The organism is Streptomyces sp. NPDC005866, from assembly GCF_040629895.1.
Classification (GTDB): Bacteria; Actinomycetota; Actinomycetes; order Streptomycetales; family Streptomycetaceae; genus Streptomyces.
The window spans coordinates 38417-64557 of sequence record NZ_JBEXWP010000034.1; the positions used below are offsets into that span (position 1 = coordinate 38417).

A 26141-nucleotide genomic window follows, 5' to 3' on the forward strand; every position below is an offset into this window, starting at 1 on the left:
CCCGTCCTGCGCGGCGCGTCCGTAAAGTGGTCGACGTGCCAAGGATTCGAGCGGCCTCCGTGGCCGAGCACCGGTCGATGCAGCGAGCCGCCCTGCTGGACGCGGCGCGGTCCCTCCTGTCCGAGGGTGGAACGGAGGCACTGACCTTCCCGGCGCTCGCCGAGCGGACGGGGCTGGCCCGGTCGTCCGTCTACGAGTACTTCCGCTCCCGGGCCGCGGTGGTCGAGGAGCTGTGCGCGGTCGACTTCCCCGTGTGGGCGGCTGAGGTCGCGGCGGCGATGGAGCGGGCGGCTTCCAGCGAGGGCAAGGTCGAGGCGTATGTGCGGCAGCAGCTGGCGCTGGTCGGCGACCGGCGGCACCGGGCGGTGGTCGCTATCTCGGCGAGCGAGCTGGACGCGGGGGCGCGGGAGAAGATCCGGGCCTCGCACGGTGGGCTGGTCGCGATGATCGTGGCGGCGCTGGGGGAGCTGGGGCACGATCAGCCCCGGCTGGCGGCGATGCTGGTGCAGGGGATCGTGGACGCGGCGGTTCGGCGCATTGAGCTCGGTGCGGCCGAGGACCCCGGGGCCATCACGGACGCGGCCGTGGCCATGGCGCTGCGGGGCGTGAAGGGCTGAGGCGGGTGCCCCTTTAGCGGCGCGGGGAACTGCGCGGACAACCACCACCCGGGCGCACTCGCGCGACCGTCCGCAATCACCCCTCCGGCAGCGGAACCCCAAGCACCGGTAGCAGTCTCGAAGGCCCCCCGTTCAACAGCCACGGCGGCAACAGCAGCAACGGGTCCACATACACGTCCCCCCTGAGCAGACCCCAGTGCACACACGCACTCGCACCACAGTGCGCACCCAGCGGTTCCACCGTCCCCACCACCTGCCCCGCCGCCACCTCCTCCCCCTTCTTCACCAGCGCCGACACCGGTTCGTACGTCGTGCGCAGGTCCGTGCCCGCCAGTTGCACCGACACCACGCCACGCCCCGCAACCCGGCCGGCGAAGGAGACCCGGCCCGCCGCCACCGCCCGGACCCGCGCGCCGGGCGGGGCTCCCAGATCGACCCCGCGGTGCCCGGGGCCGTACACCGTCGCCGGCGGCTCCCAGCCCCGCAGGACCGGCGGCCGTACCCCCACCGGCCAGGCGCGGCCGATCGCCGGGACCGTCGCGGGAGGGGGCGGGGGATCGGCCGCCCAGGCCAAGCCCCGAGCCAAGGCCCAGGCCCACGCCGCCGTCACTCCCAGGGTCAGCAGCGACAGCATCGCCGCCCCGACCCACCGCATCGTTCGTCGCATCGCCAACATGACCGAACCATCCCGCAACCCGCCGATAATGGCCGGTACCTGTGGACTACTCACCGGTTGTGGACAGCGGCGTCACCCGGTGCCTCGCGGGTCCCGTACACTTCTTTTGGCGATCCGGGTCACCGGGTCGACTTCGCACGCCCCGACACCAGGTCAACAAAACGATCTGGGTCAGCGCTTCTCGGTCCTTCGTGGCACAGCGCGCACGGGCGTCAGGCGCGGGAGCCGTCCGGTACCCGCGGCACAACCGAGAAATTCAAGGAGATACGGCCATGGCCGTCGTCACGATGCGGGAGCTGCTGGAGAGCGGCGTCCACTTCGGTCACCAGACCCGTCGCTGGAACCCCAAGATGAAGCGCTTCATCTTCACCGAGCGCAACGGCATCTACATCATCGACCTGCTCCAGTCGCTGTCGTACATCGACCGCGCCTACGAGTTCGTCAAGGAGACCGTCGCCCACGGCGGCACGGTCATGTTCGTCGGCACGAAGAAGCAGGCGCAGGAGGCCATCGCCGAGCAGGCCACCCGCGTCGGCATGCCCTACGTCAACCAGCGCTGGCTGGGCGGCATGCTCACCAACTTCTCGACCGTCTACAAGCGTCTGCAGCGCCTCAAGGAGCTCGAGCAGATCGACTTCGAGGACGTCGCCGCGTCCGGTCTGACCAAGAAGGAGCTTCTCGTGCTATCGCGCGAGAAGGCCAAGCTGGAGAAGACCCTCGGCGGTATCCGCGAGATGTCCAAGGTTCCCAGCGCCGTCTGGATCGTGGACACCAAGAAGGAGCACATCGCGGTCGGTGAGGCCCGGAAGCTCAACATCCCGGTCGTCGCGATCCTCGACACCAACTGCGACCCCGACGAGGTCGACTACAAGATCCCGGGCAACGACGACGCGATCCGCTCCGTCACCCTGCTCACCCGCGTGATCGCCGACGCCGTGGCCGAGGGCCTCATCGCCCGCTCCGGTGTCGCCACCGAGGGCAAGGAGAAGGCCGCCGGCGAGCCGCTGGCCGAGTGGGAGCGCGACCTGCTCGAGGGCGAGAAGAAGGCCGACGACGCCGAGAAGCCCGCCGAGGCGGAGAAGCCGGCCGAGGCCGCTGCCGAGGCTCCGGCGGAAGCTGCCGCTGAGGCTCCGGCGGAGACCGCTGCCGAGGCTCCGGCGGAAGCTGTCGCTGAGGCTCCGGCGGAAGCCGCTGCCGAGGCTCCGGCGGAGGCCGCTGCCGAGGCCCCGGCCGCGGACGCCGAGCAGGCCTGACCGTCCGGTGAAGCGTTGACGGTGGGGGCGGTCCCATGAAGTCCGCCCCCACCGTTCACCCGTAGGTCAGCCAACGGTCCGCGATCCACCCCTACAGGTGGAATCCGCACATGGAATCCATGTGGATCGCAGACGTGCAGATCTCCGATCTTCCAGACTTCGAGAAAGACTTACAGACTCATGGCGAATTACACCGCCGCTGACGTCAAGAAGCTCCGCGAGCTCACCGGCGCCGGCATGATGGACTGCAAGAAGGCCCTGGACGAGGCCGCCGGTGACGTCGACAAGGCCGTCGAGGCGCTCCGTATCAAGGGCCAGAAGGGCGTCGCCAAGCGCGAGGGCCGCTCCGCCGAGAACGGCGCCGTGGTCTCGATCATCGCCGACGACAACTCCTCCGGCGTCCTTGTCGAGCTGAAGTGCGAGACGGACTTCGTCGCCAAGGGTGACAAGTTCCAGGCCGTCGCCAACACCATCGCCGAGCACGTCGCCAAGTCCGCCCCGGCGGACCTGGAGGCCCTGCTCGCCTCCGAGATCGAGCCCGGCAAGACCGTCCAGGCGTACGTCGACGAGGCCAACGCCAACCTCGGCGAGAAGATCGTCCTGGACCGCTTCGCGCAGTACGCCGACGGCTTCGTGCTCGCCTACATGCACCGCACGATGCCCGACCTGCCCCCGCAGATCGGTGTCCTCGTCGAACTCGACAAGCCGAACGCGGAGATCGCCAAGGGCGTCGCCCAGCACATCGCCGCCTTCGCGCCGAAGTACCTCTCCAAGGAGGACGTGCCGGCCGACGTCGTCGAGTCCGAGCGTCGTATCGCCGAGGAGACCACGCGCGCCGAGGGCAAGCCCGAGGCCGCCCTGCCGAAGATCGTCGAGGGTCGTCTGAACGGCTTCTTCAAGGACGCCACGCTGCTCGGCCAGCCGTACGCGCTCGACAACAAGAAGTCCGTCCAGAAGGTTCTGGACGAGGCCGGTGTCACCCTGAAGCGCTTCACGCGCATCAAGGTCGGCATCTGAGTCCGTACCGCGATCGACGCGCGACCCGTGGGGAAATCCCGATAGGGTCGGTCGACAGCAGCCGTCCGGGTACCCGGCCAAACCCAGGGTCGTGACGGACGGCAGCAGATCTGACGAGGAGGCCATTGCCGCGCATGGGCAGCGAAAAGCGACCCCACCGGCAATGGCCTTCTTCGTATGTGCACCACGTGAAAGAGGCGGGATCTCCATGACCACCAAGGCCCAGAAGAGCGACGACGGCAAAGTACGCGGCCGGTTTCTGCTGAAGCTGTCCGGAGAAGCATTCGCCGGTGGCGGCGCCCTGGGCGTGGACCCCGACGTGGTGCACAAGATCGCCCGTGAGATCGCGGCCGTCGTCCGCGACGGCGCGCAGGTCGCCGTCGTCATCGGCGGCGGCAACTTCTTCCGCGGCGCCGAACTCCAGCAGCGCGGCATGGACCGGGCCCGCTCCGACTACATGGGCATGCTCGGCACCGTGATGAACTGCCTCGCCCTCCAGGACTTCCTGGAGAAGGAGGGCATCGACAGCCGGGTGCAGACCGCGATCACCATGGGCCAGGTCGCCGAGCCGTACATCCCGCTGCGCGCCGTGCGCCACCTGGAGAAGGGCCGCGTGGTCATCTTCGGCGCCGGTATGGGCATGCCGTACTTCTCCACCGACACCACCGCCGCCCAGCGCGCCCTGGAGATCGACGCCGAGGCGCTGCTCATGGGCAAGAACGGCGTGGACGGGGTCTACGACTCAGACCCCAAGACCAATCCCGACGCCGTCAAGTTCGACTCCCTCGGCTACGGCGAGGTCATCACCCGCGAGCTCAAGGTCGCCGACGCCACCGCGATCACGCTCTGCCGCGACAACAAGCTTCCGATCCTGGTGTTCGAGCTGCTCGTGGAGGGCAATATCGCGCGGGCCGTCAAGGGTGAGAAGATCGGCACGCTGGTGGGTGACCAGGGCAGCCGGGTCTGACCGGCACCGCCTGACGCACCCTGACCGGGGAATGGACAATGTCCCGCCGGTCGGGAACCGTACAGGAAAGAAGACGCGACGCAGCCGGCCGCCGCCCCGAAACGGAATCGCAGCCGGGCCTTACTCAAGACACGCAGGAGCAAGTGGTGATCGAAGAGACCCTCCTCGAGGCCGAGGAGAAGATGGAGAAGGCCGTCGTGGTCGCCAAGGAGGACTTCGCCGCGATCCGCACCGGCCGTGCGCACCCGGCGATGTTCAACAAGATCGTGGCCGACTACTACGGCGCGCCGACGCCGATCAACCAGCTGGCCTCGTTCTCCGTACCGGAACCGCGCATGGCGGTCGTGACCCCGTTCGACAAGAGCGCGCTGCGCAACATCGAGCAGGCGATCCGTGACTCGGACCTGGGCGTCAATCCCAGCAACGACGGCAACATCATCCGGGTGGTGTTCCCGGAGCTCACCGAGGAGCGCCGCCGCGACTACATCAAGGTCGCCAAGAGCAAGGCGGAGGACTCCCGGGTGTCCATCCGCTCCGTCCGCCGCAAGGCCAAGGACGCCATCGACAAGTTGATCAAGGACGGCGAGGTCGGCGAGGACGAGGGCCGTCGCGCCGAGAAGGAGCTCGACGACACCACCGCGAAGTACGTCGCACAGGTGGACGAGCTCCTCAAGCACAAGGAAGCGGAGCTTCTCGAAGTCTGATGAACGACTCATCCTGGGGAGCGCCGCCACACGCCGGTCCGCAGGCCGGGCAGGCCGGATCACCGGCCGGGTACTGGGGGCCGACCGATCAGGGCACCGGCCAGGGGTACGACCAGGGTCCCGCCCAGGGCCAGGGGTACGAGCAGAGTCCCGCCCAGGGCCAGGGGTACGACCACGGTCCCGGCCCCGGCCAGGGGTACGACCATGGCTATGCCCATGGCTATGGCCAGGGAGCCGCCCCGGCGGGTCCCGCGTACGATGCGCATGACGCGCAGCAGACTCGCCCCATGCCCATCGTGCCCGACGACGTACCCGCGTACGGCGGCGACCAGGACGACGACCGGGGGGCCGCTCGGCTGGGCGGCCCCCTCTTCCGAGACGGGACGTTCCGCAACGACACCTCGTCGGCGCAGCCTCTCCCACACGCGGCGGTGCCGCAGAATCCGGAGCCCATGCCCGACGCCTCGCAGCCGGCGCCCGCGCCGCAGAAGAAGAGCGCGGGTCGGGACCTGGGTGCGGCCATAGGAGTCGGCATCGGACTGGGCGTCGTGATCGTGGCGTCCCTGTTCGTCGTCAAGGCCGTCTTCGTCGGTGTGGTGGCGGTCGCGGTCGTGGTGGGCCTGTGGGAGCTGACCAGCCGGCTCCAGGAGCGCAAGGGCATAAAGGCGCCCCTGGTCCCGCTGGCGCTCGGCGGCGCGGCGATGGTGGTCGCCGGCTATGCCCGCGGTGCGCAGGGCGCCTGGGTCGCACTGGCCCTAACCGGACTCGCGGTCCTGGTCTGGCGGATGACGGAACCGCCCGAGGGCTATCTCAGGGACGTCACGGCGGGTCTCTTCGCGGCGTTCTACGTCCCGTTCCTGGCGACCTTCGTCTCCATGATGCTCACCGCCCACGACGGCCCACGCCGCGTGATCACCTTTCTCGTCCTCACGGTGGTCAGCGACACCGGCGCCTACGCGGTCGGCTGGCGTTTCGGCACCCACAAGCTCGCCCCGCGCATCAGCCCCGGCAAGACCCGCGAGGGTCTGGTCGGCGCCGTGCTGTTCGCCATGGCCGCGGGCGCGCTGTGCATGCAGTTCCTGATCGACGGCACCTGGTGGCAGGGCCTGCTGCTGGGCCTCGCGGTCGCGGCCAGCGCCACCCTCGGCGACCTCGGCGAGTCCATGATCAAGCGGGACCTGGGTATCAAGGACATGGGCACCTTGCTCCCCGGCCACGGAGGAATCATGGACCGGCTTGACTCCCTGCTGCCGACGGCTCCGGTGGTGTGGTTGCTGATGGTGCTCTTCCTCGGAAGCGGCTGACGCACACCTGTCGCAGCCGAGCCCCCGCCCTTCGCAGGGCGGGGGCTCATCGGCTTGTCTGGCCCCGGACAGCAGAAATCGCATGGTCATCCCGGCGGAAGGCACACTCCCTGTGAGGACGCTGTGTCCTACGACGCGCAGGGAGTGTGCCCATGCCCCTCCACCCGGCCCCTGCCACCACCCCGTCCACGATCCCGCCTCCTCCGGTGCGCTTCTGGCCCGTCGACGATCTGGCCGCCCTCGATCCCGACCCGTTCCTGGACGAGATGCTGCGTGACGAACCGGTGACCCGGATCAAGCTCGCGTACGGCGAGGGGCACGCCTGGCTGGTCACACGGTACGAGGACGTCCGCTTCGTCACCTCCGACCGCCGCTTCTCCTGGGAACAGGTCGTCGGCCGCGACATCACCAGCATGCGCCCGGAGCCCGTCGCCTCGCAGACGGCGGGCCTGCATGCAGTACATCGACCCGCCCCGGCACAACCGGCTGCACGGCCCCCACCACTGCATGGCCGCCATCATGGCCCGTATGGAGGCGGAGATCATGATCGGCTCGGTCCTTGCCCGCTTCCCCGGCATCCGGCTGGCCGTGCCCGCCGGGGAGGTCGAGTTCCAGCGCCAGGGCCTGATCCGCGGACCGCACACCCTCCCGTGACCTGGTGACAGGGCGGCCGGACGAGGCGCCTTCCTCGCCGTCGCGGTCATGGAGTCGTCACGGAGTCAGGCCTCCAGCAGCGGCAGACCGGGCAGCACCTTCTCGATGGTGATGGGGAAGTCGCGCACGCGCACGCCGGTGGCGTTGAACACCGCGTTCGCGACCGCCGCGCCGGCCCCGCAGATTCCCAGCTCACCGACGCCCTTCGCGCCGAGGACGTTGGCCTTGTCGTCGAACCCGTCGAGGACGACGGCCTCGACGTCGGGGATGTCGGCGTGCACCGGCACCAGGTACTGCGCGAAATCGCGGTTGACGAAGGCGCCGGATCGCAGGTCGACCACGGCCTCTTCCTCGAGGGCCGCGCCGACTCCCCAGATCATGCCGCCGATCAGCTGCGAGCTGGCCGTCTTCGGGTTGAACACGCGGCCTACAGAGAACACGCCGAGCATCCGCCTCAGACGGATCTCGGCGGTGTCCGCGTCGACCCCCACTTCGGCGAAATGGGCCCCGTAGGTGTTGATCGAGTAGGCCGTGTAGTTCGGATCATCGCCCATGAAGCGGGTCCCGCCCTCCGCCTCCACACCCTCGGAACGGTTGCGTGCGACGATCTCGCTCACCGCCTCGGACGCGCCGCCGATACCCACGTTGCCGTCGGAGAACACGGCGCCTGCCGGGTCGAGGCCGTGCAGCGGAGAGCGCGTGTCGCCGACCGCCGCGGCCAGCACCTTCTCGCGCAGGGCCAGGCACGCCCGATGCACCGCGGTGCACGAATTGGTGGCGCCCCACGAGCCCCCGGACCCCCAGCTGGAGGGAAAATCCGACCGTCCCAGCTCGATCCGCACCCGATCGGGCGGGAGCCCGAGGCCGTCAGCCGCGACCTGGGTCAGGATCGTGTAGGTGCCGGTGCCGAGGTCGGTCATGTCCGTCTGGACGACGGCGGTGCCGTTCGCCTCCCACCGCACGCGCACCGAGGTCGGCCCCTGGAAGTGCCCGCGGATGGCGGCCGACATGCCGTAGCCGACCAGCCATCGGCCGTCGCGCACACTCGCCGGGGCGGCGGGGCGGTGCTCCCAGCCGAACCGGCGCGCACCTTCGCGCAGACACTCGACCAGGTGCCGGTCGCTGTACGGCACGTCCCGCTCGGGGTCGACGGTGGGCTCGTTGCGGATCCGCAGCTCGACCGGGTCGATGTCGAGCGCATGGGCCAGTTCGTCCATCGCCGACTCGACCGCCAGCATGCCCGGCGCCTCGCCCGGTGCCCGGACGTCCGTCCCGCGCGGCAGGTCGAGAGGCGCCAGCCGGTGGCTGGTCAACCGGTGGGGTGCCGCGTAGAGGCTGCGGGTCGTGGCGGCGGTCTGCTCGGCGTACTCCACGTCGGGGTTGGTGTGCATGGTGACGTCATGGGCGATCGCAGCCAGCCGTCCGTCCTGCCCCGCGCCCAGTCGAACCCGCTGGCTGGATGTGGGGCGCATGCCGACGAGTTGGAATATCTGCTGCCGGGTCATCGCGATCTTGACCGGTCGGCGCAGCGCGCGAGCGGCGAGCGCTGCCAGGATCGTCTCGGAATGGATGCCCAGCTTGGACCCGAATCCCCCGCCGACGAAGGGGGTGACGATGTGAACCCGCGCCGGGTCGATCCCCAGCGTGCTGGCGACCGAGGCCCGCGCCGCGTCGACGATCTGGCAGCTGACGTAGACAACAAGTTCCTCGTCACGCGGTTCCACCAGACATGCGTGCGGTTCCATCGGCATGGAGAACTCGTACGGCGTCGTGTAGTACTGGTCGATTCTGACGTCCGCGCTGTCGAACCCGGCATCGAAATCGCCCACCGCGGTGTCGGTGGGGAGACCGGCATTGACCACCTTCGGGATGTACACCTCGTCTTCCTGCTCGGCGAAGTCGAAACGTCCCCGCCCGGTGGTGTATTCGACTTCGACGAGATCGGCCGCCGCACGGGCCTGCTCGAGGGCCGTGGCGACGACGAGTGCCACCGGCTCGCCGTAATGGTGGATGTCGGGGCCGGTCAGCACCGGCTGGGCGCGCCAGTACTCGAACGGAATGGACTCGTCGCGGGTGCCTTGCGCCGGGGCATTGTGATAGGTCATCACCATGTAGACGCCGGGCGTGTGTTCGGCACTCTCCGTGTCGATCCGGGTGATACGGCCCTTGCCGATCGTCGCGCCGACGATGGCACCGTAGAGCGGCTGGCCGGCCTCCCACTGCTCGTAGGCGTAGGTGGCCCGGCCGGCGACCTTCGACGGGCCGTCGACGCGGTTCAGGGCTTGCCCGATCATGCCGCCTCCTCAGCTCACCCCGGCCGCTTGCGCCAGCGTTCGGCACAGCGTGCGCTTGGCCAGCTCGATCTTGAAGTCGTTGTGTCCCTGCCCGACCGCGTCGCGCATCGCCGCCTCGGCGGCGGCGCGATAGGTGGCCATCGTGGCCGGACGGCCGGTCAACGCGGCCTCCGCCTCGACGGACCGCCACGGCTTGTGCGCGACACCGCCGAACGCCACCCGCGCCTCGCTGATCGTTCCCTGATCGGTCGAGACGACAGCCGCCACGGAGACCAGGGCGAACTCGTACGACGCCCGGTCGCGCACCTTGCGGTACTTCTGCCGGCCCGGCGGAGGCGGGGGCAGGACGACGCTCGTGATCATCTCGCCGGGCCGCAGCACGGTCTCGATGTGCGGGGTGTCGCCCGGAAGCCGGTAGAAGTCCGTGATGGCGACGCGGCGTACCGCCTGATCGGTGTCGAGCAGCTCGATCTCCGCGTCCAGCGCGGTCAGCGCGACGGCCATGTCCGAGGGGTGGGTGGCGATGCAGGCGTCGCTGGCGCCGAGGATCGCGTGTATTCGGTTGAACCCGCCGATCGCCGAGCATCCGGAGCCGGGATCACGCTTGTTGCAGCCCGCGGCGGTGTCGTAGAAGTACGGGCAGCGAGTGCGCTGCACCAGGTTTCCGCCGGTGGACGCCTTGTTGCGCAACTGGCCCGATGCGCCGGACACCAGCGCCTCCGAGAGCACGGGATAGCGGGTGCGTACGCGGGCGTCGGCGGCCACCTGGGAGTTCGCCGCCTGGGCGCCGATGCGCAGTCCGCCGTCCGGGAGTTCCTGGATGTCCCGGAGCGGGAGCCGGCTGATGTCGACCAGATGGCTGGGCTTCTCGATGTCGAGCTTCATCAGGTCGAGCAGATTGGTGCCGCCGCTGATGAACTTCGCGCCGTCTGTGGACACCGCGGCGACGGCGGCTTGCGCGTTCGTCGCTCGCTCGTAGGTGAACGGCCTCATTCCCGGCCCCCTTCCGCGGTGCCGCGGATGGCCGCGACGATGTTCGGATAGGCGGCGCACCGGCAGATGTTGCCGCTCATCCGCTCGCGGATCTCCTCGTCGGTCAACGCGATGTGATGCGTGCTCACGTCAGCGGTGGCGTGACTGGGCCAGCCCGCCTCCACCTCGGCGAGCATGCCGACGGCCGAACAGATCTGGCCGGGCGTGCAGTAGCCGCATTGGAAGCCGTCGCTCTCGACGAAGGCACGTTGCATGGGGTGCAGGCGATCGGGATCGCCCAGGCCCTCGATCGTCACGATCTCGTCGTCCTCGTGCATGACGGCGAGCGTCAGGCAGGAGTTGACCCGCCGGCCGTTGATCAGCACGGTGCAAGCTCCGCACTGCCCGTGGTCACACCCCTTCTTGGTGCCGCTCAGGCGCAGATGTTCGCGCAGCGCGTCGAGCAGCGAGGTCCGCGGATCGACCTCAAGCTGCCGCACCTGATCGTTGACGCTCAGCCTGATCGTCGAGAGTCCGGCCGCCCCGTCCTGGCTCCGCCCCATGGCGCCCGTATGCGAATCGCTCATCACGGCCCGCCTTCATGGCTAGGTGCGCGTTCCCGCTGGAAATGCGTCGCCACTTTCGGGCGCGCTCCTCCCCAGCGTCTCGCGAAACCCGTCGCCCCGCGCGTCGGAAGGCGGACGCCGGGATGCCCGCACGTAGGCCCCGCAAACTGAAATCACACCGGTTAAAGGTGGGTGTTGTGACAGAGGGTCACCGGACGGTGGTCGTTCGCGCACCACTGCGGCTCCGGGCCGCTCCTGGCGATCTGCGACACTGGATGAGTTATGCCTGCACCCGGAGAACTGATCTCTCACGGGCGTGAAGAAGCCCCCTACCAGCGGTTTTGTCGCCAGTAGGGGGCCGTCTTGTGCCCGGTGGGCCGTCCCTGGGCCGTCAGGGCTCCTGGGCCGTGCGGAAGACGTCGTCCAGGGCCCGGCGGGCTCGCTCGCTGCTGCTGGGCATCAGGTGGGCGTATACCCGCAGCGTCATCGACGGATCAGAGTGCCCGAGGTACTCGCTCACGGCCTTGATGCTCTCGCCCGCGTCCAGGAGGACCGAGGCGTAGAAGCGGCGAAGGGCGTGCATCCCGTGTTGCCGGGCGGAGGCGTAGGGCTCGCCGGGTTCGGGAGTCGGGATCACCGCCACCGGCACCCGCACAGGGGCAGCGGCGGCGGCCAGCTCGCGGACGAGCGGGTACATCATTTTGCCGGCAGATACGCCGCCGCCCTCGTGAGCACCTCGTTCTCCTGCTCCAGCAACCGGATCCTCTTGCGGGCCTCGCGCAGCTCGGCCGACTCACCCGATGCCGTTGCGGGTTTGCCTCGTCGGTGTCGGCGCGGCGCAGCCACTTCGGCAGCGTGATCGGGTGGACGCCGAAGTCGGCGGCGATCTGTTCCAGCGTGACGCCGGGCTCGCAGTCACGCGCGACCCGCACGACGTCCTCTCGGAACTCCTTCGGATACGGCTTGGGCACTGCAACATCCTCCTAGGCCGCTTTTCAGCAAGCCAGGTCAGGTGTCACCCAATCCTGCAGCAGTCCCTCCCACTGCAGGCATCGGTACAACGTTGGTGACGTCCACGGCCCGGCGAATGGCCTCGGCGAGCCTGACGGCATCGCCGACAGCCCAGTAGTGGACGAAGAACAGGTGAGGTTCGTCGTTGAGGTGGTGGTGATGCACCTCAACGAGTTCGACCCCGCCGCGCCGCAGGGCCACGAGGACGGGCTGGACCTCGTTGGCGATCATAACCAGATCACCGCTAACCGCGGCCGTTCCACCGCCGAGCGGCTGAAGGTTGACGGAGGTGGTGGCGCCCAGTCCCAGAGGCAAGGCCAAATCGCCGTCGGCAATGGTCTCACGGCGGACATAGGTGCACGTGTAGATCTCGCCGCTAGCAGCCCCCTTGACGCCCATGGCGGCATCGATCGAGGCAGTGTCCAGGTCGCCAGACGGCGAGAGGGTGATGGGTTCGGCAGGCGGGGTGCTAGTGCAGTCCAATGCCGCGCGCAGACCGCGAGCAACGGCGACCTGATCGTGGCCGTGAGCATGCAGATGAACCCACCAGACATCCGGACTGTGCGCTAGCAGGTGCTTATGGATGGCGGTCAGCATGATTCCCCGCCCCTGCAGGACGTCACAGAAATGCTGCAGTTCACGCTCGGTGACCACAACGTCCCCCATCATGAGCGCGCTGTGGTCTGCGTACCGGACGAAGGACACGTGCGTGCCTAGGGCGAGGGCAGGCTTGATCAGGATGCCTTGGGAAAAGACCGTGAGGTCTCGGCGCGGAAAGGCCGTGTGGTATAAGAACCGCCTCATGTCACCGGGGCGACCAAGAGTCTTAGCCACGTCCGCCCAGTCCGCCAGCTTGGTCATCACCGGTTCGACCAGATCGCGGCCCTTAGGTCCGAAGGACAGGGCGTGGGCCCGGGCTGGCACACCGGTAAATGCCGGCGCAAGGGCTACCGCGGCCAGCACACCGCGCCGGGACGCGGCAAGTCGGGGGCGGGTGTCCTGCTGTCGCTCATCATCCATGTGGTACGCCTCCTGACGCGATGGAAGCACGGAAGAGCGCGTCGCCCGCTGATCGGCACAGCTACATCCCACCAGTTGGGCTACCTAGGAGCGTGGGTCGCTAACGGGCAATCGGTCCGGGCGTCGTGGTCAGCGGGAACGGTGATGGTTGCTCGCCCCGAGGCACTGCTGCACCACATCTGAGACGACGTTCTCACGCATGCCGGCGGGCGCCTGGGCGACGACGCAGCCATGGTGGTCATCCAACGCCTGCCGACGCTGAGCCCGGTCAAGTACCTGAAGAAGGTTGCTCACGTCAACGGCAACCATCACGGCGCTGACGCGACACCCGGAAGCCCGGGAGCCGCCAGCCTCAACCCACCGGCCTGAGGCGGGGACCAAGCAAAGTCGACGACGACACCGTGTCGGTGATCAACACCAGAAACAACCGGGTGATCGGGCGCCCCATCGGCGTCGGCAACGGACCGGTCGGAATCGTCGCCTTCTAGTCCATCCTCAGCCGTGCAGTACAGCAACCCTTGCCCTCCAGGTGAGCGAGCAGCGAGTCAAGGCAAGCGTCTGCCGTGGCCAGGTCAGGACGGAAGAACGAGTCCTCGCCAAGCGGCCCACCGCTGACGATGACCATCCATGCCTCCTCCGCTCAACCATGCGGTCACCGTCGACCTTGAAGACGGTTGTGACTCCGCGCTCGGCCAGCCACTCCATCAGTACAAGCCTGTCCACTCGCACCCCTCTGGAGAGATCATCCCATCGCAGAGCACACGCCCTCGGGCCGTCCCTGGGCCGTCCGATGCCGACCAAAGCTGACAGAGGCCGCCCACGGGTGACCACTCCCACCCCGCTCTGGCCTGGGCCGCCGGAGTTGATCTGCCACACTGGAAGGGTTATGCCTGCACCCGGAGAACTCACTTTCGTCGCCCCGCGCGGAGCCAAGAAGCCGCCGCGGCATCTCGCTGACCTCACGCCCGCCGAGCGCAAGGACGCCGTGGCCGAGGTCGGTGAGAAGCCGTTCCGTGCCAAGCAGCTCTCGCAGCACTATTTCGCGCGGTACGCGCACGACCCCGAGCAGTGGACGGACATCCCGGCCGGCTCCCGGGACCGGCTGCGGGACGCGCTGTTCCCCGAGTTGATGACCGTCGTACGGCATCAGTCGACGGACGAGGGCACCACCCGCAAGACGCTGTGGCGGCTGTTCGACGGCACGCTCGTCGAGTCGGTGCTGATGCGCTACCCGGACCGGGTGACCATGTGCATCAGCTCACAGGCGGGGTGCGGGATGAACTGCCCGTTCTGCGCGACCGGGCAGGCGGGCCTGGACCGGAATCTGTCCGCCGCGGAGATCGTCCACCAGATCGTGGACGGGATGCGGGCGCTCAGGGACGGGGACGTGCCCGGCGGTCCTGCCCGGCTCTCCAACATCGTCTTCATGGGGATGGGAGAGCCGCTCGCGAACTACAAGCGGGTCGTCACCGCCATCCGTGCCCTCACCGACCCCGCCCCGGACGGGCTCGGACTCTCGCAGCGCGGGATCACCGTGTCGACGGTCGGGCTTGTGCCCGCCATTCACCGGTTCGCCGACGAAGGGTTCAAGTGCCGGCTCGCGATCTCCCTGCACGCCCCCGACGACGAACTGCGTGACACCCTCGTGCCGGTCAACACCCGGTGGAAGGTGCGCGAGGTGCTGGACGCCGGGTTCGAGTACGTCGAGAAGAGCGGGCGCCGGCTGTCCATCGAGTACGCCCTCATCCGGGACATCAACGACCAGGCGTGGCGCGGTGACCGGCTGGGCCGCCTGCTCAAGGGCAAGCCCGTGCACGTCAACCTCATCCCGCTGAACCCGACGCCGGGCTCGAAGTGGACCGCCTCGCGGCCCGAGGACGAGAAGGCGTTCGTCGAGGCGATCGCCGCGCACGGTGTGCCCGTCACCGTTCGGGACACCCGTGGGCAGGAGATCGACGGGGCGTGTGGTCAGCTCGCGGCCACCGAGCGGTAATCTGAGGGCCGTACACCCACATCGTCATACACCCACATCCGCATACGCTGACATCTTCATATTCCGACAGGGGAGCGCCACAGCGCTGAGAGTGCGGCAACCGGGCCGCAGACCCTCTGAACCTCGCCCAGGTCATTCTGGGTAGGAAGTTCGGTCATCACTCAAGCTGTTGCGCCCTGCCCGGGTGGTTCCACCGGGCGGGGCCGCGTCTCTTCCTGGTCCATCCCAGGAGGACAACACCAGTGCACACCAAGACCTTCTTGGCCGCGGCCGTCGGGCTCGGCCTCGTCACGCTGTCCGCGTGCGGGTCGGGGAACGGCGGCTCCGCCGCGGCCTCCAAGACCGTCACCCTGGTCAGCCACGACTCATGGGCCGTCTCCAAGAGCGTGCTCCAGGACTTCGAGAAGCAGTCCGGCTACAAGGTGAACGTCCTCAAGGACGGCGACGCCGGGCAGGCCGTCAACAAGGCGATCCTGACCAAGGACAACCCGCAGGGCGACGTCTTCTTCGGCGTTGACAACACCCTGCTCTCCCGCGCCCTCGACAACGGTCTCTTCCAGCCGTACCAAGCCAAGGGCCTCGACCAGGTCGGCAAGGACTACCAACTCGACGCGGGCAAGCACCGGGTCACGCCCATCGACTACGGCGACATCTGCGTCAACTACGACAAGGCCTACTTCGGCAAGCACAAGCTGACTCCCCCCACTTCCTACGCCGACCTCGTCAAGCCGCAGTACAAGAACCTCCTCGTCACGGAGAACGCGTCCACCTCCTCGCCGGGGCTCGGCTTCCTGCTCGGCTCCGCCGCCCGGTACGGGGACAGCGGCTGGCAGGACTACTGGAAGAAGCTCAAGGACAACGGCGTCAAGGTCGTCGACGGCTGGGAGCAGGCCTACAACGAGGAGTTCTCCGGTTCGGCCGGCGGCAAGAAGGCGGGCGGCGACCGGCCGCTCGTCGTGTCGTACGCCTCCTCCCCGCCCGCCGAGGTCATCTACGCCGACCCGAAGCCCAGCACCGCGCCCACCGGCGTGGCGACCGGCACCTGCTTCCGGCAGATCGAGTTCGCCGGGCTGCTGAGCAACGCCGGGAACACCAAGGGCGGCAAGGCGCTCATCGACTTCCTGGTCTCCAAGGAGTTCCAGGAGGACATGCCGTCGAACATGTTCGTCTATCCGGTGGTGGAGGGGGCCGGCGTGCCGGCCGAGTTCACCGAGTACGGTCCCGCCGCCAAGAACCCCGAGACCATGGCGCCCGACAAGATCGCCGCCAACCGTGACCAGTGGGTCAAGTCGTGGACGTCACTCGTTCTGAAGTGACGGCCTCCGGCCGGCGCGGGAGGGCGGCGCGGCTCGGGCTGATGCTCGTGCCCGTCGCGTTCTTCGCCGTCTTCTTCGCCTGGCCGGTCGCGGCGATCGTCACGCGCGGGCTGAACGTCGACGGGGTGTGGCGGTTCGGGCGGATCGCCGACGTCGCCGGCCAGTCCGACATCCGGCACGTGCTGTGGTTCACCACCTGGCAGGCGCTCGCCTCCACCGCGCTCACCCTCCTCGTCGCGCTGCCCGCCGCCTATGCCTTCGCCCGCCTCGACTTCCCGGGCAAGCAGGTGCTTCGGGCCGTTGTCACCGTGCCGTTCGTGCTGCCGACCGTCGTCGTGGGGACCGCCTTCCTAGCCCTCGTCGGGCGCGGCGGTCTGCTCGACGCGTTGTGGGGCGTACGACTGGACACCACCGTCTGGGCCATCCTGCTCGCCCATGTCTTCTTCAACTACGCGGTCGTCGTACGGACCGTGGGCGGCCTGTGGTCCCAACTGGACCCGCGGCAGGAGGAGGCCGCGCGGATGCTGGGTGCCTCCCCGCTGGGCGCCTGGCGGAAGGTCACCCTGCCCGCGCTGGCGCCCGCCGTGGCCGCCGCCGCGCTGATGGTCTTCCTGTTCACCTTCACCTCCTTCGGGGTGGTGCAGATCCTCGGCGGGCCCACCTTCTCCACCCTCGAAGTGGAGATCTACCGGCAGACCTCCGAGATCTTCGACCTCTCCACGGCCGCCGTCCTCACGATCGTGCAGTTCGTCGCCGTCGGTTCGATCCTCGCCGTGCACGCGTGGACGATACGGCGGCGGGAGAGCGCGCTGCGTCTCGTCGCCCCCGAGACGACCGCCCGTCGGCCGCGCGGGGCCGGGCAGTGGGCGCTCCTCGCCGGCGTCCTCGCCACCGTCGCCGTACTCCTCGTCCTGCCGCTGGCCGTTCTGGTACGGCGGTCCCTCGGCGGGGGGTTCGGGTACTACCGGGCGCTGGGCGACGCCGACGGGGGCACCTTCCTGGTCGCGCCGATCCAGTCGGTCGTGAATTCCTTGCAGTACGCCGTCGCCGCCACGGCCATCGCCGTGGTGATCGGCGGGCTCGCCGCCGCCGCGCTGGCCCGGCGGGACGCGGGGCGGCTGGTACGGGGCTTCGACGCGCTGCTGATGCTGCCGCTCGGCGTGTCCGCGGTGACCGTCGGCTTCGGGTTCCTGATCGCGCTCGACAGGCCGCCGCTGGATCTGCGGCAGTCCTGGATCCTGGTGCCGCTCGCGCAGGCGCTGGTCGGGGTGCCGTTCGTCGTACGGACCATGCTGCCCGTGCTGCGTGCCGTGGACGAACGGCTGCGGGAGGCGGCCGCCGTGCTCGGGGCCTCGCCGTGGCGGGTGTGGCGGGAGGTCGATCTGCCGATGGTGCGGCGGGCGTTGCTGGTCGCGGCGGGCTTCGCCTTCGCGGTCTCGCTGGGGGAGTTCGGGGCGACCGTGTTCATCGCGCGGCCCGGCAATCCGACCCTGCCGGTGGCGGTGGCCCGGCTGCTCAGCCGCCCCGGTGATCTCAACTACGGCCAGGCGATGGCCCTTTCCACGATTCTGATGGTGGTGTGCGCGGTGGCGCTGCTGGTTCTGGAACGGCTGCGGACCGACCGGACGGGGGAGTTCTGATGCCGCTTCTCGAACTGGGGCAGGCCACCGTACGGTTCGGCGGGCGGCCCGTGCTCGACGCCGTGGACCTCCAGGTCGCCGAGCACGAGGTGGTGTGCGTGCTCGGGCCCAGCGGTAGCGGCAAGTCGACGCTGCTGCGGGTGGTGGCGGGGCTGCAACCGCTCGACTCGGGGCGGGTGTTGCTCGACGGACGGGACCAGGCGCGGGTGCCGGCCCATCAGCGGGGGGTCGGGCTGATGTTCCAGGACCATCAGCTGTTCCCGCAGCGGGACGTGGGCGGGAACGTGGCCTTCGGGCTCCGGATGCGTGGCGTCGGCAAGGGTCAACAGGGCGAAAGGGTCGGTGAGTTGCTGGACCTGGTCGGGCTGCCGGGGGCCGCTCGGCGGGCGGTGGCCGGGCTCTCCGGTGGTGAGCAGCAGCGGGTGGCGCTCGCGCGGGCGCTGGCGCCCCGGCCCCGGCTGCTGATGCTGGACGAACCGCTCGGACAGCTGGACCGCTCGCTGCGGGAGCGGCTGGTGGTCGAACTACGGGAGTTGTTCGGGCGGTTGGGTACGACCGTGCTCGCGGTGACCCACGACCAGGGCGAGGCCTTCGCGCTGGCCGACCGGGTGGTGGTGATGCGGGACGGGCGGATCGCCCAGTCGGGTACGCCCCTCGATGTCTGGCAGCGGCCGGCCGACGAGTTCGTGGCGCGCTTCCTCGGCTTCGGCAACGTGGTCCCGGCGACCGTCGAGGGATCGGTCGCGGTGACGCCGTGGGGGAAGCTGCCGGTTCCCGGGAACGTGCCCCAGGGGCCGCGCACTGTGCTGGTACGGCCCGCGGGAGTACGGCTCGTGGCGGCCGACGTGGGGCTGCCCTGCACGGTGACCGCCCGTACCTTCCAGGGCACCCATGTCACCGTCCACCTCCAGCCTCAGGACGGCCCGCGGCTGGAGGCGGCCTGTGCGCTGCGGGAGGCGCCGGAGGCCGGAGACGCGGTGGGCGTCGAGTTCGACGCGGCGGAGACCGTCGTACTGGACTGATCCTGCCGGACCGACGTCTCCGCCGGTACGGACGAGGCCCGTCCCCCGGGGATACGGGGACGGGCCTCGACGGTGTACTGGTGTTACTGGATATTGCTGGCGTTACTGGGTGTTACTTGGGGAAGCGCGTTCAGCTGCCGCTGTTGTGCGCCCCACGACGGCGCATACCGAGCCAGACGGCGCCGCCACCGACCACGACCAGCGCGGCCGCGATGCCGGCGATCACACCGGTGTTGGAGTTGGCACCGGTCTCGGCGAGGTTCGAATCACCGACCGCCGGGGACGGGGCGTTGCTCGACGTGCCCGCCGGGGCGGTGCTGCTGCTCTCCGAGGCCGACGGGGTCGGGGAGTCGGACTCGGCCGGGGTGGACTCGGACTCCGACGGCGACGGCGTGGCCGACGGCGACGGGCTGGAGCTCTCCTCGGCCTGGCAGGCGGTGGACGGGGTCGTCAGGTTGGGCGTGATGTCCCTGTCGATGTGGATGCTGCCGCTGTCGACCTTGACGTGGACGCGGTACACCGCGTCCGGCTTCCAGTGCTCGGAGAAGGTGACCGGCGTGCCCTCCTTGGAGCCCTTGACGGTCTGGGCCTCGCCGACCTGCTTCTCGTCAGCACCGTGGTTCTCGAGGAAGACGGTGATGGTGGCCGAAGTACCGGAGGCGTCGATGTCCTTGACATTGATGACGCCGTTGGTGCCGTCGCAGGTGGCTTCGGCGGAGAAATCGTTGATGTTGCACGCGAGGGCGGTGCCGGAGGCGCCAAGCGCCAGCGCGGCCGACGCGGCGGCAACTCCCAGGATGCGCACGGAACGACGTGCACTGCGGCGGGATATGGACACGTTTGTCCTTACTGAGTGCATAACTGCGGGGGGGTTTGTGGGGAGTTGACGCAATGAGAGATGAGACATCAGCAACCCCAGGAGGCTCATAGGTCTATAAGCGCTCCGTAAGTAGTGTCAATGCATATGCGGCCCACGACCGTTGACTTTGCCTTCTTATTAATTGCCGAGACGTTTCAGCGCCTCGGAAGCCTGCTCGATCCGGTCAACGAGGGCGATACGGGACGCCATGGACCGCTCCCGGGCAAGCGAGGTCAACAGCTGCCAGGCCGGCAGCTTCTCGCTCCAGTGCGTCTCGTCCACGAGCACCATCGGGGTCGGCTCGCCCCGCGACTCGTAGTAGTTGGGCGTCGCGTTGTCGAAGATCTCCTGTACGGTCCCGGCGGCGCCCGGCAGGAAGACCACACCGGCGTTGGAGCGGGCCAGCAGGCCGTCCTCGCGGGTGGCGTTCGCGAAGTACTTGGCGATGTGCGCGGCGAAGGCGTTCGGCGGCTCATGGCCGTAGAACCAGGTGGGGATGCCGACCGAGGGCCCGCCGTCCGGCCAGCGCTCGCGGACCTCGAAGGCGGCCCGTGCCCAGTCGGTGACCGACGGCCGGAACGAGGGCGCCTTGGCGAGGAGCCGAAGGGCTTCCTCCAGCATCCGGTCGCCGAAGGGTGCCGCGTACGCGCCCAGGTTCGCCGCCTCCATCGCGCCCGGGCCGCCGCCGGTCGCCACCGTGAAGCCGTCGCGGGCGATCTCCCGGCCGAGCCGGGCGGCACCGGCGTACGCCTCCGTGCCGCGCGCCATCGCGTGCCCGCCCATGACGCCCACCACCCGGGCGCCGACGAGGAGTTCGTCGAGCGCGTCGGAGACCGCGTCGTCGTGGACCGAGCGGAGCATCGAGGCGAATATGTCGCCGTCCGACTTGGTCCGCTGGAACCAGGCGTACGAACGGGCGTCCGGGGTCGCCTCGTATCCCTCTCCGAGCGAGTCGAACAACTCGTCGGGCGTATAGACGAAGGCGCGGTAGGGGTCGAAGGGGAGGTTCGGGACGGGCGGGAAGACCAGGGCGCCCGAGGCGCGGACGCGGGCGGCGGCCTCGGCCGACATCGGGCAGCCGAGGAAGACGGCGCCCGTGGTGTCGGTGGTGAGCAGGGCGTCCGTACGGCCCGTCAGGTCGACGGCCTGGACGCGGTACTGGGCGAGGGTGCCGTGCTCGGCGACGACCTCGTCGAACTCGGCGAGGGACTCGATCTCACGGTCGCGGGCGGCACGGTTCGGCCGGCCGGCGTTCGGCTGGCCGGGGTGCGGCTGGGCGGGTGTCGGATGCACCCGCCCATGCTGGCACAGCTGTTCGTAGGGATGGGTGGGGAAGGGACCGGCTGGGCCGGGCGGGTCAGCCCTGGACCGCCGCCGGGTTCATCCACGTGATCTCCCAGGTGTGGCCGTCGAGGTCGTCGAAGGAACGGCCGTACATGAAGCCCTGGTCCTGGACCTCGGGGGCGGCGGTGCCGCCGGCCGCGACCGCCTTCTCCACCAGCTCGTCGACCTTCTCGCGGCTCTCCGCGCTCAGACAGATCAGCACCTCGCTGGTCTTCGTCGAGTCGGCGATCTCCTTCTTCGTGAAGTCGGCGTAGCGCTGCTTGCTGAGGAGCATCGCGATGATCGTGTCGCTGATCACGACACAGGAGCAGTCGTCGGTGCTGAACTGCGGGTTGATCGAGTAGCCGAGCTCCGTGAAGAACTTCCGCGACGCGGCGACGTCGTTGGTGGCCAGGTTCACGAAGATCATCTGCTGGTACATGGGGGTCTCTCCCTCGGGTGTCGAGCTGTTCGGGGGGACAGACCGGGGGGTGGCGCGAAAGTCATCGGTGGACCGGGACTTTTCTGCCGTGATCTCCGTACGGCCTCTCAGGGTGCGAGTGGCAGCGCGGCGAGGTCGGCGACCAGCAGGGTGAGGGGGACGAAGAGGGCCAGCAGGGCGCCGGTGCGCAGGGCCGCGGCGCTGCGCAGAATTGTGGCCGGGGCGCCCAGGCGGAGCAGGGCCTCGGTGGTTTCGGCACGGGACTGGCGAGCCTCCACGGCCGCGATCAGGAGAGTGGCCACCGTGCAGCCGGCGACCACGACACCGCCGAGGGTGGTGAGCGGGCCGAAGGCGAGGATGTCGCTGTCGTCATAGAGCGTGATGGTCGCGAAGGCCGCCGACGCCACCGCGCAGACGACGCCGAGGGGGCGGCCGATACGGGTGGCCTCCGCCATCAGGACGCGGCCGGCCAGCAGGCGGAGGGCGCCGGGGCGGACGGTCTGGAGGAGGCGGCCGCAGAGGTGGGTGAGGCCGGGGCCGGCGAGGACCAGGCCGAGGGCGGTGAGGCACCAGCCGGCGAGGACGCCGACGGGGCCTACGGCCAGGCCGCCGGGGAGGGTGGTCCGGGGGGTGGCTCCGGTGGTGCCGGCGTACGACTCGACGGCCAGGCCCGCCGCGAGGACGGCGATGCCCCACGGGAGGCCGGTGGGGGATTTCGCGACCCCGATCAGCCCGGAAGCGTCCGCCGGGGCGGGGAGGGGGGTCTCGCTCGCCGGCCCTTGCGGCGTGCCTCCCCCGGAGGGGATGTCCCCGGCGGCCGCTGCCTGTGCCACCTCGGCGGCACGGCCGTCCGCGGGGAGCGGCGTGGGCTGGGGTGGGTGTGCGAAGAGGCGGGCGCCGAAGCGGCCGTACGTTCCGAAGGTCTCCCGCTTCGTCGTTCGGCCGTAAGCCCCGAAGCGGCCGTACACACGCGCCCGGCCCGTCGGGTGGGGCAGGTCCCGCGGGCGCAGGGTTACCGCCACCGCTGTGGACGCGAGCACCGGGAGCACGGTCAGGAGGGTCAGGGCCGCCGGGACGGGCAGGGACCTGTTCGCCGCCAGGAAGTCCTTCGCCGCGCCGTCGAAGGGCATGCCCGTGAGATCGCCGCGCAGGTGGAGGAAGACCAGGAGGGCGAGCAGCGAGCCCAGGGTGCAGGCGAGGGCGGTGTTCAGGGCGGCGATCGCCATCAGCCGGGCCGGGCCCAGGCCCAGGGCGGACAGGCCGGGGCGTGGCCTGGTGCCGGGGTCCGTGCGGGCCACCGCGATCGCGAGGTACACCGTGGCGGCGAGCGGGATCGCGCACCACGACAGGCGCAGGAGCGCGGCCGTCGAGTGGGTCGGGTGGGCCATCGCGTAGCCGAGGGCGGACAGCAGGAGGAAGCCCGTGCCGGCGGCCGCCGCCGCCACCAGGAGGCGGCGCAGGTGGATGGCCGGGTGGGCGACGCGGCTCAGACGGAGAGCGAGCACTCGGCCCGGCCTTCCGCTTCGGAGACCGGCGGCAGGTGGACCGTGTTCACGCGGCGGCCGTCCAGCAGCGAGACCGTGCGGTCGGCGAGGGCCGCCGTCTCCGCGTCGTGTGTGGCGAGGACGACCGTGATGCCGTGCGAGCGGGCCGCCGTGGTGAGGGTGCGCAGCACATGGGCGCGGTCGGCGCGGTGCAGCGGTGCCGTCGGCTCGTCCGCGAAGAGGACCGTGGGGGAGGGGGCGATGGCGCGGGCGATGCAGACACGCTGGCGCTCGGCCTGCTGGAGTTCCCTCGGGTGGCTACGGGCCTTGTCGCCGACGTCGAGGCGTTCCAGCCACTCCAGCGCGGCCACCTTGGCCCGGCGGCGGCCGGTTCCGCGCAGCATCAGGGGCAGGGCGGTGTTCTCCCAGACGTTCAGCTCGGGGACCAGCGCCGGGGCCGGGTCGATCCAGCCGAAGCGGTCGCGGCGCAGCCGTTCGCGGGTGAGCGGGCCCATCCGGTGCACTGCCGTGCTGTTGAACCAGACCTCGCCGCGCTGCGCCGGGAGCAGACCCGACAGGCACCTCAGCAGCGTGGTCTTGCCGCTGCCGCGCGGCCCGCTGACGGCGAGGATCTCGCCCTCCCGCACGCCGAGCGAGACACCCGCGATACCGGGCGAGCCGTCCTGGTAGCAGAAGTGCAGCGAGCGTGCCCACAGCACGTCGTTGTCCGGCGGGGCCTCCATGGCGTACACCTCGGTTCTGATCCGTTTTCCCGCGTCCGATCCTCCGTCCGGGGGAACGAAGGCTGGGCCGATCGGTCACGTGCACGCTAGGCAGGTCGGGGGCCGAGCCCGGACAGCACACGGCCCCGGGCCGCCGTTCTCACTCGAACGGACGGCACCGGGGCCGGGATTGATCTTCCTTACCGAAGATCACGGAAGATCACGGAAGATCGCGGAAGAGCACGGCAGCTCAGAGCTTGGTCCACGCCTCCGTCAGCGTGGCCCGCAGGATCTGCTCGATCTCGTCGAAGGTCTCCTGGTTGGAGATCAGCGGCGGGGCGAGCTGGACGACCGGGTCGCCGCGGTCGTCGGCCCGGCAGTACAGGCCGTTCTCGTACAGGGCCTTGGAGAGGAAGCCGTACAGGACGCGCTCGGTCTCCTCGTCGTCGAAGGACTCCTTGGTGTTCTTGTCCTTCACGAGCTCGATGCCGTAGAAGAAGCCGTTGCCGCGGACGTCGCCGACGATCGGCAGGTCATGCAGCTTCTGGAGGGTGGAGAGGAACGCGGACTCGTTGTCGAGCACGTGCTGGTTGATGCCCTCGCGCTCGAACAGGTCGAGGTTGGCGAGGCCCACGGCCGCCGACACCGGGTGGCCGCCGAAGGTGTAGCCGTGCAGGAAGGTGTTGTCGCCCTTGTAGAACGGCTCGGCGATCTTGTCGGAGATGATGCAGGCGCCGATCGGGGAGTAGCCCGAGGTCATGCCCTTGGCGCAGGTGATCATGTCCGGGACGTAGCCGAACTTGTCACAGGCGAACATCGTGCCGAGGCGGCCGAAGGCGCAGATTACCTCGTCGGAGACGAGCAGTACGTCGTACTGGTCGCAGATCTCGCGGACCCGCTGGAAGTAGCCGGGCGGCGGCGGGAAGCAGCCGCCCGCGTTCTGCACCGGCTCCAGGAAGACCGCGGCGACCGTTTCCGGGCCCTCGAAGAGGATCTGCTGCTCGATCTGGTCGGCGGCCCAGCGGCCGAAGGCCTCCGGGTCGTCGCCGAAGAGCGGGGCGCGGTAGATGTTGGTGTTCGGCACCTTGTGCGCGCCGGGGACCAGCGGCTCGAAGGGGGCCTTGAGGGCCGGCAGGCCGGTGATGGACAGGGCGCCCTGCGGGGTGCCGTGGTAGGCGACCGCGCGGGAGATGACCTTGTACTTGGTCGGCTTGCCCTGGAGCTTGAAGTACTGCTTGGCGAGCTTCCAGGCGGTCTCCACGGCCTCGCCGCCGCCGGTGGTGAAGAAGACCTTGTTCAGGTCGCCGGGGGCGTAGTCGGCCAGGCGTTCCGCCAGCTCGACGGCCTTCGGGTGGGCGTACGACCACACCGGGAAGAACGCCAGCTCCTGGGCCTGCTTGAAGGCGGTCTCGGCGAGTTCGGTGCGGCCGTGACCGGCCTGGACCACGAACAGACCCGCCAGACCGTCGAGGTAGCGCTTGCCCTTGTCGTCGTAGATGTAGGTGCCCTCACCCCGGACGATGGTCGGGACGGGGGAGTTCTCGTACGAGGACATGCGGGTGAAGTGCATCCACAGGTGGTCGTACGCGGTGCGGCTGAGGTCCTTCTGGGTCACGGTTATCGGGTTCCCCACATGTAGGTCTGCTTCTTCAGCTTCAGATAGACGAAGCTTTCGGTGGAGCGCACTCCGGGCAGTGCCCGGATGCGTCTGTTGATGACGTCCAGCAGGTGGTCGTCGTCCTCGCAGACGATCTCGGCGAGGATGTCGAACGAGCCCGCGGTCATCACCACGTACTCGACTTCCGACATGCCGGTCAGCGCGTCCGCGATCGACTCGACATCACCCTCGACGTTGATGCCGACCATCGCCTGCCGGCGGAAGCCCACGGTGAGCGGGTCCGTGACGGCGACGATCTGCATGACGCCCTGGTCCAGCAGCTTCTGGACGCGCTGGCGCACGGCCGCCTCCGACAGGCCGACGGCCTTGCCGATCGCGGCGTACGGCCGGCGGCCGTCCTCCTGGAGCTGCTGGATGATGGCGAGGGAAACGGCATCCAACTGAGGGGTGCCGCTCCTGGACTCGCGGGACGAGTCCCTCTGGTCTGCGCTTCGACTGGCCACGACCTCACTGTGCACGACGTCTCGACGGTTCCGCAAGGCCGTATCGATGAAATTCGTCGTTTTCGGGGCCGATGTTTGCGGATTTCGCAGACTCCGTAGCGTGGGGGTCTTGAAAACGTGGGATCTCGGATTACTGTGGGTGTCTCAGTGATTGGACACCCGAA

The 26141-nt window shown here is 69.4% G+C and carries 24 protein-coding genes, 3 pseudogenes and 1 riboswitch; of the genes and pseudogenes, 12 read left to right on the forward strand and 15 right to left on the reverse strand.

Annotated features, from left to right (window positions below):
- Positions 1-59: 59 nt before the first annotated feature.
- A complete protein-coding gene (locus ABZ396_RS36075; RefSeq protein ID WP_358921468.1) occupies positions 60-617 on the forward strand; it encodes a helix-turn-helix domain-containing protein in 558 nt (185 codons plus the stop codon).
- 76 nt (positions 618-693) lie between these two features.
- Here ABZ396_RS36075 and ABZ396_RS36080 read toward each other — a convergent pair whose 3' ends face one another.
- Positions 694-1284, reverse strand: coding sequence for a M23 family metallopeptidase (locus ABZ396_RS36080; RefSeq protein WP_358921408.1), 591 nt, complete (start codon positions 1282-1284; stop codon positions 694-696).
- Positions 1285-1565: 281 nt separating this feature from the next.
- Between ABZ396_RS36080 and rpsB the strand changes: the two genes are divergently transcribed.
- The 4 genes from rpsB to frr all read left to right on the forward strand — a co-directional run bounded on the left by rpsB (position 1566) and on the right by frr (position 5234).
- Positions 1566-2546, forward strand: a complete 981-nt coding sequence (gene rpsB, locus ABZ396_RS36085; protein ID WP_358921409.1) for a 30S ribosomal protein S2 — start codon at positions 1566-1568, stop codon at positions 2544-2546.
- A 180-nt stretch (positions 2547-2726) separates the two neighbouring features.
- Positions 2727-3563 carry a translation elongation factor Ts gene (tsf, locus tag ABZ396_RS36090; RefSeq protein WP_358921410.1) on the forward strand — a complete coding sequence of 279 codons (837 nt, stop codon included), beginning with the start codon at positions 2727-2729 and terminating at the stop codon, positions 3561-3563.
- Positions 3564-3771: 208 nt separating this feature from the next.
- On the forward strand, positions 3772-4530 hold the full coding sequence (gene pyrH / locus ABZ396_RS36095) for a UMP kinase (RefSeq protein ID WP_358921411.1): 759 nt from the start codon (positions 3772-3774) through the stop codon (positions 4528-4530).
- Positions 4531-4676: 146 nt separating this feature from the next.
- A complete protein-coding gene (gene frr / locus ABZ396_RS36100) occupies positions 4677-5234 on the forward strand; it encodes a ribosome recycling factor (protein ID WP_351712500.1) in 558 nt (185 codons plus the stop codon).
- 59 nt (positions 5235-5293) lie between these two features.
- Here frr and ABZ396_RS36105 read toward each other — a convergent pair whose 3' ends face one another.
- A complete protein-coding gene (locus ABZ396_RS36105; protein ID WP_358921473.1) occupies positions 5294-5500 on the reverse strand; it encodes a hypothetical protein in 207 nt (68 codons plus the stop codon).
- Here ABZ396_RS36105 and ABZ396_RS36110 point away from each other — a divergent pair.
- Both ABZ396_RS36110 and ABZ396_RS36115 read left to right on the forward strand, forming a co-directional pair.
- Positions 5462-6538 (forward strand): annotated as a pseudogene (locus tag ABZ396_RS36110) (phosphatidate cytidylyltransferase); the annotation flags it as partial. The gene ABZ396_RS36105 and the pseudogene ABZ396_RS36110 sit on opposite strands and share 39 nt — an antisense overlap.
- Positions 6539-6991: 453 nt before the next feature.
- Positions 6992-7192, forward strand: coding sequence for a hypothetical protein (locus ABZ396_RS36115; protein WP_358921412.1), 201 nt, complete (start codon positions 6992-6994; stop codon positions 7190-7192).
- 65 nt (positions 7193-7257) lie between these two features.
- Here ABZ396_RS36115 and ABZ396_RS36120 read toward each other — a convergent pair whose 3' ends face one another.
- The 6 genes and pseudogenes from ABZ396_RS36120 to ABZ396_RS36145 form a co-directional block, all read right to left on the reverse strand.
- A complete protein-coding gene (locus tag ABZ396_RS36120) occupies positions 7258-9486 on the reverse strand; it encodes a xanthine dehydrogenase family protein molybdopterin-binding subunit (RefSeq protein WP_358921413.1) in 2229 nt (742 codons plus the stop codon).
- 9 nt (positions 9487-9495) lie between these two features.
- Complete coding sequence (locus ABZ396_RS36125) at positions 9496-10479, reverse strand: xanthine dehydrogenase family protein subunit M (RefSeq protein WP_358921414.1); 984 nt, start codon at positions 10477-10479, stop codon at positions 9496-9498.
- Positions 10476-11045 carry a 2Fe-2S iron-sulfur cluster-binding protein gene (locus tag ABZ396_RS36130; RefSeq protein WP_358921415.1) on the reverse strand — a complete coding sequence of 190 codons (570 nt, stop codon included), beginning with the start codon at positions 11043-11045 and terminating at the stop codon, positions 10476-10478. Before ABZ396_RS36130 ends, ABZ396_RS36125 begins: the two co-directional genes overlap by 4 nt.
- Positions 11046-11415: 370 nt before the next feature.
- Positions 11416-11661 (reverse strand): annotated as a pseudogene (locus ABZ396_RS36135) (tyrosine-type recombinase/integrase); the annotation flags it as partial.
- 178 nt (positions 11662-11839) lie between these two features.
- Positions 11840-11995 (reverse strand): annotated as a pseudogene (locus ABZ396_RS36140) (transposase); the annotation flags it as partial.
- A 37-nt stretch (positions 11996-12032) separates the two neighbouring features.
- Complete coding sequence (locus ABZ396_RS36145) at positions 12033-13055, reverse strand: DUF1259 domain-containing protein (protein WP_358921416.1); 1023 nt, start codon at positions 13053-13055, stop codon at positions 12033-12035.
- A gap of 231 nt (positions 13056-13286) precedes the next feature.
- On the opposite strand from ABZ396_RS36145, the gene ABZ396_RS36150 reads away from it, so the two are divergent.
- The 5 genes from ABZ396_RS36150 to ABZ396_RS36170 all read left to right on the forward strand — a co-directional run bounded on the left by ABZ396_RS36150 (position 13287) and on the right by ABZ396_RS36170 (position 19026).
- On the forward strand, positions 13287-13424 hold the full coding sequence (locus tag ABZ396_RS36150) for a hypothetical protein (RefSeq protein WP_358921417.1): 138 nt from the start codon (positions 13287-13289) through the stop codon (positions 13422-13424).
- Positions 13425-13941: 517 nt separating this feature from the next.
- The gene (rlmN, locus tag ABZ396_RS36155; RefSeq protein ID WP_358921418.1) at positions 13942-15048 is read left to right on the forward strand and encodes a 23S rRNA (adenine(2503)-C(2))-methyltransferase RlmN; all 1107 of its coding nucleotides are present in this window, start codon (positions 13942-13944) and stop codon (positions 15046-15048) included.
- 58 nt (positions 15049-15106) lie between these two features.
- Positions 15107-15214: riboswitch (TPP riboswitch) on the forward strand.
- A gap of 76 nt (positions 15215-15290) precedes the next feature.
- The gene (locus ABZ396_RS36160) at positions 15291-16364 is read left to right on the forward strand and encodes a thiamine ABC transporter substrate-binding protein (protein WP_358921420.1); all 1074 of its coding nucleotides are present in this window, start codon (positions 15291-15293) and stop codon (positions 16362-16364) included.
- A 41-nt stretch (positions 16365-16405) separates the two neighbouring features.
- Positions 16406-18004 (forward strand): iron ABC transporter permease, encoded by a 1599-nt coding sequence (locus ABZ396_RS36165; RefSeq protein ID WP_358921422.1) that lies wholly within the window; start codon positions 16406-16408, stop codon positions 18002-18004.
- Positions 18004-19026 (forward strand): ABC transporter ATP-binding protein, encoded by a 1023-nt coding sequence (locus ABZ396_RS36170; protein WP_358921424.1) that lies wholly within the window; start codon positions 18004-18006, stop codon positions 19024-19026. The genes ABZ396_RS36165 and ABZ396_RS36170 overlap by 1 nt, the downstream gene beginning before the upstream one ends.
- 130 nt (positions 19027-19156) lie before the next feature.
- On the opposite strand, the gene ABZ396_RS36175 is transcribed toward ABZ396_RS36170, so the two are convergent.
- The 7 genes from ABZ396_RS36175 to ABZ396_RS36205 all read right to left on the reverse strand — a co-directional run bounded on the left by ABZ396_RS36175 (position 19157) and on the right by ABZ396_RS36205 (position 25992).
- Positions 19157-19864 carry an LAETG motif-containing sortase-dependent surface protein gene (locus tag ABZ396_RS36175; protein ID WP_358921426.1) on the reverse strand — a complete coding sequence of 236 codons (708 nt, stop codon included), beginning with the start codon at positions 19862-19864 and terminating at the stop codon, positions 19157-19159.
- Positions 19865-20023: 159 nt separating this feature from the next.
- The gene (locus tag ABZ396_RS36180; RefSeq protein ID WP_358921470.1) at positions 20024-21100 is read right to left on the reverse strand and encodes an LOG family protein; all 1077 of its coding nucleotides are present in this window, start codon (positions 21098-21100) and stop codon (positions 20024-20026) included.
- Between the two features lie 142 nt (positions 21101-21242).
- Positions 21243-21650, reverse strand: coding sequence for a VOC family protein (locus ABZ396_RS36185; RefSeq protein WP_358921427.1), 408 nt, complete (start codon positions 21648-21650; stop codon positions 21243-21245).
- Between the two features lie 107 nt (positions 21651-21757).
- The gene (locus ABZ396_RS36190; RefSeq protein WP_358921429.1) at positions 21758-23155 is read right to left on the reverse strand and encodes a hypothetical protein; all 1398 of its coding nucleotides are present in this window, start codon (positions 23153-23155) and stop codon (positions 21758-21760) included.
- On the reverse strand, positions 23137-23877 hold the full coding sequence (locus ABZ396_RS36195) for an ATP-binding cassette domain-containing protein (RefSeq protein ID WP_358921431.1): 741 nt from the start codon (positions 23875-23877) through the stop codon (positions 23137-23139). The genes ABZ396_RS36190 and ABZ396_RS36195 overlap by 19 nt, the downstream gene beginning before the upstream one ends.
- 229 nt (positions 23878-24106) lie before the next feature.
- A complete protein-coding gene (locus ABZ396_RS36200) occupies positions 24107-25489 on the reverse strand; it encodes an aspartate aminotransferase family protein (protein ID WP_358921433.1) in 1383 nt (460 codons plus the stop codon).
- A complete protein-coding gene (locus ABZ396_RS36205) occupies positions 25474-25992 on the reverse strand; it encodes an Lrp/AsnC family transcriptional regulator (RefSeq protein ID WP_358921435.1) in 519 nt (172 codons plus the stop codon). The genes ABZ396_RS36200 and ABZ396_RS36205 overlap by 16 nt, the downstream gene beginning before the upstream one ends.
- Between the last annotated feature and the right edge of the window lie 149 nt (positions 25993-26141).